Consider the following 12978-nt stretch of genomic DNA (forward strand, 5'->3'; position numbering starts at 1 on the left):
TGGAGCGGGTGGGTAAACCAACCCGAGCCCACCAACTACACAGCCAACCCAGGCGCCGGAAACCGCCCCAAAAACTCCCGCACCTCACCCCGCACGCGAGACTCCTCGCCCTCCGGCCCCCCGACCACCCGATCGATCCACCCGGCGACCAACGCCATGTCCTCCGCCCCCACGCCGCGCGACGTGAGCGCCGGCGTCCCCAACCGAATCCCCGACGGATCGAACGGCGACCGGGTATCGAACGGCACCGTGTTGTAGTTCACCACGATCCCCGCCCGATCGAGCGCCCGCGCCGCGACCTTGCCCGGCACCCCACGCCGCGTCAGGTCCACCAGGAGCAGGTGCGTGTCCGTTCCACCCGACACCAACTCGAACCCGCGCGCGGCCAGTTCCTCCCCCAGCCGCTTCGCGTTCGCCACCACCTGCCGCGCGTAGGCCCGGAAGTCCTCCGTCGCCGCCTCGCGCAGCGCGACCGCGATCGCCGCCGTGGTGTGGTTGTGCGGCCCCCCTTGCAGGCCCGGGAAGACCGCCTTGTCGATCGCCTTGGCATGCTCGGCGCGACACATCAGCATCGCCCCGCGCGGACCCCGCAGCGTCTTGTGGGTGGTGGTGGACACCACGTCCACGTGCGGGACCGGCGAGGGGTGCACCCCCGCCGCGATCAGCCCGGCGATGTGCGCCACGTCCGCGACCAGGATCGCGTCCACCTCGCGGGCGATCTCCGCGAACGCGGCGAAGTCCACCGTGCGCGGCACGGCCGTACCGCCGCAGAAGATCAGCCTCGGCCGCTCCCGCAGGGCCACGTCGCGCACCTCGTCGAGGTCGGTGCGCCCGGTGTCGGCGCGCACCCCGTAGCGCACGCCCCGGAACCACGTCCCGGTCGCGGACACGCCCCAGCCGTGGGTGAGGTGTCCGCCGCTCGGCAGCGCCATGCCCAGCACCGTGTCGCCGGGCCGGGCGAAGGCGAGGTAGACCGCGAGGTTGGCCGGCGAGCCCGAGTAGGGCTGCACGTTGGCGTGCTCCACGCCGAACAGCGACTTGGCCCGCTCGCGCGCGATGTTCTCGATCGGGTCGACGTTTTGCTGGCCCTCGTAGTAGCGCCGGCCGGGATACCCCTCGGAATACTTGTTGGTGAGCACCGTCCCGGTCGCCTCCAACACGGCGGCGGAGACGTAGTTCTCACTCGGGATCAGCCGCAGCGTGTCCTGCTGCAGGGCCTCCTCGGCCCGCACGAGCGACGCGATCTCCGGGTCGGTACGGCCGAGTTCGACATGACGGTCCATCATTCCTCCGGCTCGGTTCACAACGGGATGTGAGCCGGGTGCCCAGGCGGACGACACCTCGTCGGCGGAACCACCGCTCCCCCGTGGTCATTCCACGTGTACGCCAGTCGCGGCACGGTCAGCATACGGAGCGCGACCGGCATCCGTCCCCCCATTACGCACTGATGATCGAAAGTCACGAATAAGGCTCGTTGCGTGGGGCAGGGCTTGTGGCGAACGCCACACCAGGCGTACGACAGGACATCGGAAGGCGACATCTGTCCACCCTCGGGGGAAATTCGTGGCGGAAGTGGTTCTGGATGGGGTCGGAAAGGTTTACACCGACGGCACGAGAGCGGTCACCTCGCTCGATCTGACCGTTTCGGACGGGGAGTTCCTGGTATTGGTCGGTCCGTCCGGATGCGGCAAGACCACCGCGTTACGCATGGTGGCCGGCCTGGAGGAGATCAGCGAGGGCACGGTCAGCATCGGGGATCGGGTGGTCAACCGGATCCCCTCGCGGGATAGGGACGTGGCGATGGTGTTCCAGAGCTACGCCCTGTATCCGCATCTGAACGTGCGAGACAACATCGGATTCGGGCTCAGATTGCGGAAATTGCCCAAGGCGGAGATCCGCGAGCGGGTCGACCGGGCGGCGCGGACGCTGGGACTGGCCGAGCACCTGGGCCGCAAACCGCGCCAACTCTCCGGCGGACAGCGGCAACGGGTGGCGATGGGCCGGGCGATCGTGCGTGAGCCCCAGGCGTTCCTGATGGACGAACCGCTGTCCAATCTCGACGCGAAGCTACGCGTGCAGATGCGCGCCCAGATCGCCCGGCTGACCCGCGAACTCGGCGTCACCACGCTATATGTGACGCACGATCAGACCGAGGCGATGACCCTCGGCGACCGGGTCGCGGTGATGAAGAAGGGGGTGCTCCAGCAGGTCGCGCCACCCCAGGAGTTGTACGACCACCCGGTCAACCTGTTCGTGGCGGGCTTCATCGGCTCGCCCGCGATGAACCTGCTCACCGGCGAGTTGACCCGCGACAAGGCGGGCGACTTCGCGGTGGGTGTGGGCAGTCAGCGGTTGTCCGTGCCCGCCGAGGTGCTCGCCGCCCGGCCGGCGCTGGCCGGATACGCCGGGCGGTCGCTGATCGTCGGCATCCGCCCCGAGGACCTGCACGACGCCGCCCTGGAGGGCGCCGAGCCCGCGCCGGGCGCGGTGTTGCGGGCCGAGGCCGACCTGGTCGAGGCGATGGGTTCCGAGGTGCTGGTCCACGTGAGCGTGGACGCGCCGCCGGCGGTGACCGAGGACGTACAGGAACTGGCGCGCGACGTCGGCGCGGAGGAGCAGGTGCCCGATCCGGACGCGGCGCACTCCGAACTCGTGGCCCGCTTCGGCCCGCGCACCCGTGCCCGTGAGGGCGCGGGCGTGGTGATGCGGGTGGCGACCGACCGGCTGCACTTCTTCGACCCGGAGACGGGTCTGTCCATTACGGAGGATGCGTGAAGCGGCTTGTGGGCGCCTTGGCGGTCGCCTCGATGCTCGCCATGGGTCTCGCGGCCTGCAGCGACGACGGCGACGGCAAGGACAAGAAGAGCGACTCGACGCCGAGCGGCGGCGGTGCGCCGGTACCCAGGCTCGACGGCACCACGGTGAGCGTCGCGGCGGTGTGGACCGGTGACGAACAGGCCGCGTTCAAGAAGGTGCTCGCCGACTTCGAGAAACGTACGGGGGCCAAGACCGAGTTCATCCCCACCGGCGACAGCGCCTCCACGTTCCTGGGCCAGCGGGTCGAGGGCAACGCGCCGCCGGACGTGGCGTTCCTGGCCCAGCCCGGCGTACTCCAGCAGTTCGCGCAAAAGGGCTGGATCAAGCCGCTCGCGCCGGACGTCCAGCAGAGCGTGCAGGCCAACTTCTCCGGCCAGTGGCAAAAGCTCGGCTCCTACCAGGACAAGCTCTACGGCGTGTACTACAAGGGCGCCAACAAGTCGCTGATCTGGTACAACGCCAAGGTCTACGAGAACGCAGGCGCGACCGAGGCGAAGACCTGGGACGACCTGCTCAAGAACGCGGGCCTGATCTCCGACTCGGGCACACCGCCGTTCGCGATCGGCGGCGCCGACGGCTGGGTGCTCACCGACTGGTTCGAGAACATCTACCTGAGCCAGGCGGGCCCGGAGAAGTACGACCAACTGGCCAAGCACAAGATCCCGTGGACCGACCCCTCGGTGAAGGCCGCGCTGGAGACGCTGGCCCAGGTCTTCGGCAAGAGCGACTGGTTCCCCGGCGGCTCCGGCGGCGTGCTCCAGACCGAGTTCCCCGCGTCCGTACCGCAGGCGTTCGGCGATCCGCCGAAGGCGGGCATGATCGCGGGCGGCGACTTCATCGGCACCAACATCATCAAGGACACCAAGGCCAAGATCGGCGCCGACGCGAAGTTCTTCGGCTTCCCCGCGGTCGGCACCGGCAAGGCGCCGGTGGTCACCGGCGGCGACGTGGCGGTGGCGATGAAGGACTCCCCCGGCGCCCAGGCGCTGCTGAAGTACCTGGCCTCGCCGGACGCGGCCAAGGTGTGGGCGCAGCAGGGCGGTTACCTCTCGCCGAACAAGAACCTGGACTTCGCGGCCTACCGCGACGACACCACGCGCGGGATCGCGAAGAACCTGATCGCGGCGGGCGAGGACTTCCGCTTCGACCTCTCCGACCAGACGCCGGCGGCGTTCGGCGGCACCAAGGGCGAGGGGGAGTGGCGCGACCTCCAGGACTTCCTGCGCAATCCCTCCGATGTCGCGGGGGCGCAGGCCAAGCTGGAGGCGGACGCCGCCAAGGCCTACTCGGCCGGGTGATCGACGGCCATGAGTGACAAGGCACCCGCACAGGTCGCGGTGCCCGAGAAGACAAAGCCGACGCCCGCGCGCGAGACGCGCGGGCTCGGTTCGGGCACCCTGCTCGGCTGGCTGTTCCTGCTGCCGGCCGTCCTCATGCTCGCCGTCCTGGTCGCCTATCCGATCGTGTGGTCGCTGATCCGCAGCCTGTTCGGCGCGGACGGCTGGTCGGACTTCGTGGGGATCGACAACTACAAGGAACTGTTCACCGACGACAACACGTTCACCGCGCTGAAGAACAACCTGATCTGGGTCCTGGTGGTGCCCGCCGCGGTCACCGCGCTCGGCCTGGTCTTCGCGGTGCTCACCGAACGGGTGCGCTTCGCCACCGCGTTCAAGCTGATCGTGTTCATGCCGATGGCGGTGTCCATGCTGGCCGCAGGCATCACCTTCCGGCTGGTGTACGACCGCGACCCGGACCAGGGCGTGGCCAACGCGGTGCTGACCAGCGTGCACGACGTGTTCAGCGAGGGCGCGCCCTATCCCGGCGCCCGCCCGCGCAACGACGCCGTACTCACCCCCCAGGGCGGCGGCTTCGTGACCAAGGCCGGCACCGCGGCCGACGGCACCGCGCTGCTGCCGCTGGTGGCGCTGCCCGCGGACAAGATCCCCGGCGACGCGCAGAACGCCCGGCCCGGCGTGCCGCCCGCCGGCGGCCTGGGCGGCGTGGTCTGGGTCGACTTCAGCAAGGGCAACGCCGGCAAACCCGGCGTGGTCGACCCGGGCGAGAAGGGTCTGCCGGGCGTGAAGGTGGAGGCGGTCCGGGGCGGACACACCGTCGCGAGCGCGACCACCGGCAAGGACGGCTCGTTCACCCTGCCCGCGTCCGCCGCCAAGGACGGCCCGGTGCAACTGCGCCTGGCCGCGTCCAACTTCGCCAAGTCGTTCGCCGGCTACGACTGGCTCGGGCCGAACCTGATCACCGCCGCCATCATCGGCGCCTACATCTGGATGTGGGCCGGCTTCGCGATGGTGCTGATCGCCGCGGGCCTGGCCGCGATCCCCCGGGACGCGCTGGAGGCGGCCCGGGTGGACGGCGCGACCGAGTGGCAGGTCTTCCGCCGGGTCACCATCCCTCTGCTCGCGCCGGTGCTCGTGGTGGTGATGGTCACCCTGGTGATCAACGTGCTGAAGATCTTCGACCTGGTGTACATCATCTCGCTGGGCTCGTCGCAGAAGGAGGCCAACGTCCTGGCCCTGCAGATGTACATCGCCTCCTTCGGCGGCGGCAACAACCAGGGCCTGGGCAGTGCCATCGGCATCCTGCTGTTCCTGCTGGTGCTGCCGGCGATGTTGTTCAACATCCGTCGCTTCCGAAGGGAGAACCGGTGAGCGCGCCCGCGGCCCCCGACCTGACGAAGCCCGCCCCGCCGCCACGACCGGAGATGGGGATCAAGCGCGGCCTCGCCTCGCGGATCGTCGGCCGCACCGGCGGCGGCCTGGCGGCGGTCCTGCTGGCGCTGGTCGCGCTGTTCTGGCTGATGCCCACGTTCGGCCTGCTGGTGTCCTCGCTGCGCGATCCGCAGGAGATGAGCAAGTCCGGGTGGTGGAAGGTGCTCGGCAAGCCGAGCGACCTGACCTTCTCGAACTACGACAAGCTGCTCGACAACAAGGACATGACCCGGGCGTTCCTCAACACGATCTGGATCACCGTGCCCAGCACGCTCCTGGTGATCCTGATCGGCTCGCTCGCCGCCTACGCCTTCGCCTGGCTGGAATTCCCCGGTCGGGACTGGCTGTTCCTGGTCGTGGTCGGGCTGCTCGTGGTGCCGGTGCAGGTGGCGCTGATCCCGATCTCGAAGTTGTACGGAGACACCGGGCTGTTCGGCACGATCACCGGTGTGGTGCTCTTCCACGTCGCGTTCGGCCTGCCGTTCGCGGTGTTCCTGCTCCGCAACTACTTCGCGGGTATTCCGCGCGATCTGCTGGAAGCCGCGCGGATGGACGGCGGTACGGATCTGACCATCTTCTTCCGGGTCATCCTGCCGCTGGGGCTGCCCGCGATCGCCTCGCTCGGCATCTTCCAGTTCCTGTGGGTGTGGAACGACATGCTGATCGCGCTGATCTACGCGGACACCGAATCGGCGCCGCTGACGGTGGCCCTGCAGTCGCAGTCCCGGGCGTTCGGCGCCAACATCGACGTGCTGGCCCCCGGCGCGTTCCTGTCGCTGATCGTCCCGGTGCTCGTGTTCTTCGGCTTCCAGCGCTACTTCGTGCAGGGCGTGATGGCGGGCGCCGTGAAGTAGTCGACCGGTGGGCGACGGCCGCGGGGCGGTCCGGTGACTTCCGGGCAACCGCCTCGCGGCCTCGGCGTTTCGTGCCGGACTCGTTACGGATACCGCCGTCGGGAACGCGATTCCGTATGGCATCGTCCGAAGGCGTAGGGTGCCACCCCTGTTGCGGAACCTGTTCGGGGGCGCATCAAACGGGGGGCAAAACGTCATTTCGGGGGAACAATGAGGGGAAGTCGTCGGATCGGTTTTCTCCGCACGCTGCTGATCGCGCTGGTCGTCGAGACACTGCTGATGAGCGTGGGCGCGGGCACTCTGGCGGTGATGTCGTTCGCGGTGCGCGACGACCGCAAGAGCCTGGAGGGGCTCGGCGATCTGCTGCTGGTCGCGTCGGTGTTGTGCGCGGGCATCGCGGTGATGTGCGGTTTCGGCGTGGTCGGGGTGCGCGACGCGCTGCGGCGCGGCACCGGCGCGCTGGGGCGTGCGGCCGCGGTGGGCCTGATCCACGTGTTCGTCGCGCTGGTGGCGATACTGATGGCCTGTCCGACGTGGTCGATCCTGGTGGCCGGTGTGCCGGCGGTGGTCTATCTGCCGTGTTGGTGGGCCGTGCGCGAGCGCAGCCGACACGAACTGCTCATGCTCGAACCGTAGAAGGCTCGCGGAACACACGCATCACAGGCCGCCGGCCCGAAACCCCGAGGGGTTCCGGGCCGGCGGTCGTTCGCCTCGGTCAGCTCTTGGCGCCCGTACGCAGCAGCGTGCGGATCACCCGCATGGCGACCGACAACGTCGCCAGGTCGTAGCTCTCCGCCTCCTGCAACTCCTCCAGCGTGGACCGCGCCCGCACCAGCACCGGCGCGTTCTTGTGCTCCCACGCCTTGAACCGCAGCTCCGGGGTGTCCTCCGGCTCACCGGAGGCAAGCACGTCGGCGGTGAGCCCGGCCTGCGCCGCGTACAGGTCCTCGCGCAGCGAGGCCCGCGCCATCGACTTCCACCGGTCGCTGCGCGGCAGTTCGATGATCCGGTCGAGCAGGTGCGCGATCGGCAACCGGTCGGCGATGTCGAAGTACACCTGGGCGACGTCGACCACGCCGCGATCGGATTCGGTCGCCACCTCGACGATGTCCAGGGCCGCGTACGCCGAGGACATCCCGGCCACCGCGGTGGCCAGTTCGGTGGGCACGCCCGCCGCGGTGAACTGCTCGTACAGCCCGTCCATCCAGGCCAGGTCCGAGCCGCGCAGCACCTTGGGCAGGTGTGCGACCACCTCGGCCACACCGTCGCGGAACAGCTCCACCTGCGCGGCGATGTCGATCTCGCGCCGGCTGCCCAGGAACCAGCGGGTGGCCCGCTCGATCAGTCGCCGGCTGTGCAGCCGCAGGGTGGTCTGCATCTCGGCCGGGACCTTGTTGTCCAGTGCCGCGATGGCGCCCATGATCCGGTCCGCGCCGAAGATCTCGCGCGCGGTGATGTGCGCCCGGGCGACCTCCTCCGCCGACGCGCCGGTCTCCTCGCGCATGCGGAACATGAACGTGATGCCCGCGAGGTTGACCACCTCGTTCACCACGACCGTGGTGATGATGTCCCGGCGCAGCGGGTGCCGGTCCATCTGCTCGACGAATCGCGCCCGCAGCGCGCTCGGGAAGTAGCGGTACAACTCCCGGGCCAGGAACGGGTCGTCGGGCAGGTCGGAGGCGATCAGGTCCTGGGCCATCACGATCTTCGTGTAGGCCAGGAGCACGGCCAGTTCGGGCTGGGTCATCGCCTGCCCGTTCTGCTGCCGCTCGCGGAGCTGACGATCCGTCGGCAGGAACTCGATCTCCCGGTCGAGGTGCCCGTCGCGGACCATCCGGCGCATGTACCGCATGTGCACGTGCAGCAGGCTGGACGCCTGTGCCACCGCGTTGGCCAGCGCCCAGTTCTGGCCGTAGTTGGCGGCCAGGACCAGGTGGCCGACCTCGTCGGTCATCTGCGCGAGCAGTTCGTTGCGCTGCTTGCCGGTCATGTCGCCGGCCGCGGTGACCTGGTTGAGCAGGATCTTGATGTTCACCTCGTGGTCGGAGGTGTCCACGCCCGCCGAGTTGTCGATCGCGTCGGTGTTGATCCGGCCGCCCGCGAGCGCGAACTCGACCCGGCCCAGCTGGGTGCAGCCCAGGTTGCCGCCCTCGCCGACGACCTTGACCCGCAGGTCGGCGCCGTTGACCCGGATGGCGTCGTTGGCCTTGTCGCCGACGTCGGCGTGCGACTCGCCGCTCGACTTGATGTAGGTGCCGATGCCGCCGTTCCAGAACAGGTCCGCGGGGGCCTGCAGGATCGCCTTCATCAGCTCGGCCGGGGTGAGCCGCACGAGCCCGTCGCGCAGCCCGAGGGCCTCGCGCACCTGCGCGCTGATCGGCACCGACTTCGCGGCGCGCGGGTACACGCCGCCGCCGGCCGAGATCAGGCTCGTGTCGTAGTCCGCCCACGAGCTGCGCGGCAGGTCGAACAACCGGCGGCGCTCGGCGAAGGAGACCGCCGCCTCCGGGTTCGGGTCCAGGAAGATGTGCCGGTGGTCGAACGCGGCGATCAGCCGGATGTGCTCGGACAGCAGCATGCCGTTGCCGAACACGTCGCCGGACATGTCGCCGATGCCGACGACGGTGAAGTCCTCGGTCTGGGTGTCGTGGCCCAGCTCGCGGAAGTGCCGCTTGACCGACTCCCACGCGCCGCGGGCGGTGATGCCCATGCCCTTGTGGTCGTAGCCGGCCGAGCCGCCTGAGGCGAACGCGTCGCCGAGCCAGAACCCGTACGACTCGGCCACCGCGTTGGCGATGTCGGAGAACGTCGCGGTGCCCTTGTCGGCGGCCACCACCAGGTAGGTGTCGTCGCCGTCGTGGCGCACCACGTCGGCCGGCGGCACGACCTCGCCGTCGACGAGGTTGTCGGTGATGTCGAGCAGGGCGCCGATGAAGGTGCGGTAGCAGGCGACGCCCTCGGCCAGCCAGGCCTCGCGGTCGCTCGGGTCGGGCAGTTGTTTGCAGACGAATCCGCCCTTGGCGCCGACCGGCACGATCACCGTGTTCTTGACCATCTGCGCCTTGACCAGGCCCAGGATCTCGGTGCGGAAGTCCTCACGCCGGTCGGACCAGCGCAGCCCGCCTCGCGCGACCGCGCCGAAGCGCAGGTGCACGCCCTCGACCCGGGGCGAGTAGACGAAGATCTCGAACCGGGGCCGCGGCGCCGGCAGGTCCGGGATCTCGTGCGGGTCGAACTTCAGCGAGAGGTAGTCGTGCGCCTCGCCGTCCTCGCGGTGCTGGAAGAAGTTGGTCCGCAGGGTGGCCTTGATCATCGCCAGGAAGGAGCGCAGGATGCGGTCCTCGTCCAGGCTGGCGACCTGGTCGAGCGCGCCCTCGATGGCCTCCACGATGCCGTCCACCAACTCGGTGCCGGCCTGCTGGTGGCCGGGCGAGAAGCGGGCCTCGAACAGGTTCACCAGGAGTCGGGTGGTGTGCGGGTTGGAGACGAGGACACCCTCGATGTAGTCCTGCCCGAAGGTGACCCCGGCCTGCCGCTGGTACTTGGCGTAGGCGCGCAGCACCATCGCCTGGCGCCAGGTCAGCCCGGCCCGGAAGACCAGCGCGTTGAACCCGTCGTTCTCCGCGCGCCCGGTCCAGGTCGCCGAGAACGCGTCCTGGAACAGATCCTTGACGTCCTCGGGCTGCCCGTACATCGCCGAGGCGTCGTAGCGCAGGCCGAAGTCGTACACCCACGCCACGGTGCCGTCGGCGCGGTGCAGCTCGTAGGGCCGCTCGTCGACGACCTCCAGACCCATCCGCTGCAGGATCGGCAACACCTCGGACAGCGAGACGTAGTCGCCGATGCGGTAGATCTTGAAGCGCCGCTCGCCCGGCAGTGCTCCTATCGGCTCGTACAGGTGGAGCGTGAAGTCCGCCTCGGGGGTCAGTTCCTCGACCCGCTTGAGGTCGGCGACCGCGGTCCGGGGCGGGAAGTCCGACTTGTACCCCTCGCTGAACGCGTGCGCGTAGCGGCGGGACAGTTCGGACGCGCTCTCCTCGCCGCATTCGGCGACGAGGGCCTCGCCGAAGTCGTCGATCCAGGAGCGGGTGGCCTCGGAGAGCAGGCGCTCGATGTAGTCCACGTCCGGGTCGCCGAGTTCGGCGCCGGTGGGCACGCGCACGGTGAAGTGCAGGCGGGCGAGCACGGACTCGGTGTTGCGCGCGGTGTAGTCGACGACGGAGCCGGCCAGCTCGGCGAGCAGGATGTCCTGCATCTTGAGCCGGATCTCGGTGGTGTACCGGTCGCGCGGCAGGTAGACCAGGGCCGAGTAGAACCGGCCGTACTCGTCCTTGCGCAGGAACAGCCGCAACCGGCGCCGCTCCTGGAGGTAGAGCACGCTGATCACGATGTCGTGCAGTTCGTCGACGGCGATCTGGAACAGGTCGTCGCGCGGGTAGGTCTCCAGGATCTGCAGCAGGTCCCGGCCGTCGTGGCTGACCGGCGGGAAGCCGGCCTTGTCGAGGACCGCGTGCACCTTGCGGCGCACCACGGGGATGCGCTGCACGCTGTCGGTGTAGGCGGCGGAGCTGAACAGCCCCAGGAAGCGCCGCTCGCCGATCACGTTGCCGGCCGCGTCGAACTTCTTCACGCCGATGTAGTCGAGGTAGGCCGAGCGGTGCACGGTGGCCCGCGAGTTGGCCTTGGTGAGGATCAGCAGCTGTTTCTCCCGGGCCTTGGCCCGGGCCTGGGTGGACAGTCGGCTGAAGGACGCCGACAGGTCCTGGTCGGCGCGCAGGATGCCGAGCCCGGTGCCGGGCACCGCGCGCAGCACGTCCTCGTCGTTCTCGCAGACCAGGTCGTACTCGCGGTATCCCAGGAAGGTGAAGTGATCCTCGGAGAGCCAGCGCAGCAGCTCCCACGCCTCGCCGATCTCCTCCTCCGGCAGCGTCGCCGGCGGGTCGTTGGCGAGTTCGTCGGCCAGCCGCAGCGACGTGTCGCGCATCTTGGCCCAGTCCTCGACCACCTCGCGCACGTCGCTGATGATCCGCTGCAACCCGCTCTCCACCGCGCGCAGGTCCTCGCGGTCGGATTCCCGGTCGATCTCGATGTGCATCCAGGACTCGACGAGCGCGTCCTCGGGCACCCCGTGTGCGTCGGTGGTGTCCACGATCTCCAGCAGTTCGCCGGCGATGGTGCGCCTGACGATCAGCTGCGGGTGGATCACCACGTGGATGCTGCGTTCCTGGCGGGAGAGTTCGTTGGTGACCGAGTCCACCAGGAAGGGCATGTCGTCGGTGACCACCTCGACCACGGTGTGCCCCGATGCCCAGCCGTTCTCCTCCACCGTGGGCGTGTACGCCCGGACCCGCGCGGTGCCCTGGGGGCGCTGCGCCGCGAGTCGACAGTGCGAGATCGCCGCACCGTATACGTCGACCGGGTCGCGGTCGATCAGGTCGTCGGGTGCGGTGTGCCGGTAGTAGCGGGACAGGAGGACATCGAGGTCCACCCGGTTCGGGCCCTCGGGCCCGCCGCCTCCGTGCTGTGACGATGCCGCCCGTGCCGCGTCCGCCGCTCGGGCGAGAAGCTCCGCCTTCGCCTCGTCCAGCTTGCTCTGCATGATGCTGCCGCTCCTGTCGCGCGCCGTTGCGTGACCATTGCCGTCCCCGGGCGTGCCCGGCCGTGTACTGCGGGTACCCGCTTTGTCGCGAGTACCTGTTTCAGGCGACGTCGGCGCGTCGGTGGTGGTTCCGGGACTCCGTCGTCTCGGCCCGCGACCCGCACGGCGTCGCCGCATCGTCAGGCTACTCGCGTGGTCCTCGGCCGCCGAGAGGGGATCTCGGATCACCCTGTAAGTAATTTTCGGTTATGCCCGGACACCCCGTACCGCCCTTGCCCTGAGCCCCCCGGTTCCGAAGGGCCGGCGATTGCCCATTGCCCCGGGGCGGACGCTCGGGGCACCGTGGGTGCGGGAGCAACGACACGACGCGGGCGGACGAACTCGGTGGGGAGACGATCGTCATGGCCAAGAAGGTGCTGTTGATCACGGGCGACGCGGCGGAATCGCTCGAGGTGCTCTACCCGTACCAGCGGCTGCGCGAGGAGGGCTACGACGTGCACGTGGCCGGGCCCTCGCGCAAGAAGCTCAACTTCGTCGTGCACGACTTCGTCGACGGCTACGACACGTTCACCGAGAAGCCCGGCTACACGTGGCCGGCCGACTTCGCCTTCGTGGAGGTGCGACCGGAGAACTACGTGGCCCTGGTGCTACCGGGCGGCCGGGCTCCGGAATACCTGCGCAACAACCCGGTGGTGCAGCGCATCGTGCGGCACTTCTTCGCGGCGGAGAAGCCGGTTGCGCAGATCTGCCACGGGCCGCTGGTCAGCGCCGCCGCGGGGGTGCTGAACGGGCGCCGCACCGCCGCCTACCCGGCGATCGCGCCGGACGTACGGGCGGCGGGCGCCACCTGGGTGGACGGCGAGGCGGTGGTCGACGGCACCCTGGTCTCCGCCCGCGGCTGGGTCGACCACCCGGCATGGATGCGCGAGTTCGTCCAGGTCCTGCGCGCCAAGGCACCGGCCTGAGCCCTGGGGCGTGC

Annotated in this window: 8 protein-coding genes and 1 riboswitch; of the genes, 6 read left to right on the forward strand and 2 right to left on the reverse strand. The window is 69.6% G+C overall.

What is annotated here, in order from left to right; genetic code table 11:
- Window positions 1–35: 35 nt before the first annotated feature.
- Window positions 36–1286: a serine hydroxymethyltransferase gene (gene glyA / locus ACH4XV_RS15495; protein WP_395789906.1), complete on the reverse strand. Its 1251-nt coding sequence runs from the start codon at window positions 1284–1286 to the stop codon at window positions 36–38.
- Between the two features lie 30 nt (window positions 1287–1316).
- A riboswitch (ZMP/ZTP riboswitch) is annotated at window positions 1317–1404 on the reverse strand.
- A gap of 159 nt (window positions 1405–1563) precedes the next feature.
- On the opposite strand from glyA, the gene ACH4XV_RS15500 reads away from it, so the two are divergent.
- The 5 genes from ACH4XV_RS15500 (at window position 1564) to ACH4XV_RS15520 (ending at window position 7036) form a co-directional block, all read left to right on the forward strand.
- Complete coding sequence (locus ACH4XV_RS15500) at window positions 1564–2775, forward strand: ABC transporter ATP-binding protein (RefSeq protein WP_395789908.1); 1212 nt, start codon at window positions 1564–1566, stop codon at window positions 2773–2775.
- A complete protein-coding gene (locus ACH4XV_RS15505) occupies window positions 2772–4115 on the forward strand; it encodes an ABC transporter substrate-binding protein (protein WP_395789910.1) in 1344 nt (447 codons plus the stop codon). The genes ACH4XV_RS15500 and ACH4XV_RS15505 overlap by 4 nt, the downstream gene beginning before the upstream one ends.
- 9 nt (window positions 4116–4124) lie before the next feature.
- Complete coding sequence (locus ACH4XV_RS15510) at window positions 4125–5486, forward strand: ABC transporter permease subunit (protein WP_395789912.1); 1362 nt, start codon at window positions 4125–4127, stop codon at window positions 5484–5486.
- A 53-nt stretch (window positions 5487–5539) separates the two neighbouring features.
- Window positions 5540–6400, forward strand: a complete 861-nt coding sequence (locus ACH4XV_RS15515) for a carbohydrate ABC transporter permease (RefSeq protein WP_395790010.1) — start codon at window positions 5540–5542, stop codon at window positions 6398–6400.
- A 210-nt stretch (window positions 6401–6610) separates the two neighbouring features.
- Window positions 6611–7036: a hypothetical protein gene (locus tag ACH4XV_RS15520; protein ID WP_395789914.1), complete on the forward strand. Its 426-nt coding sequence runs from the start codon at window positions 6611–6613 to the stop codon at window positions 7034–7036.
- 79 nt (window positions 7037–7115) lie between these two features.
- Here the strand turns inward: ACH4XV_RS15520 and ACH4XV_RS15525 are convergent, their stop codons facing one another.
- Entirely contained in the window at window positions 7116–11999 is a 4884-nt protein-coding gene (locus ACH4XV_RS15525) for an NAD-glutamate dehydrogenase (RefSeq protein ID WP_395789916.1), read from the reverse strand.
- A gap of 401 nt (window positions 12000–12400) precedes the next feature.
- On the opposite strand from ACH4XV_RS15525, the gene ACH4XV_RS15530 reads away from it, so the two are divergent.
- A complete protein-coding gene (locus ACH4XV_RS15530; protein ID WP_126643598.1) occupies window positions 12401–12964 on the forward strand; it encodes a DJ-1/PfpI family protein in 564 nt (187 codons plus the stop codon).
- Window positions 12965–12978 lie beyond the last annotated feature (14 nt).

The organism is Embleya sp. NPDC020630, from assembly GCF_044334985.1.
In the GTDB taxonomy this organism is placed as follows: Bacteria; Actinomycetota; Actinomycetes; order Streptomycetales; family Streptomycetaceae; genus Embleya.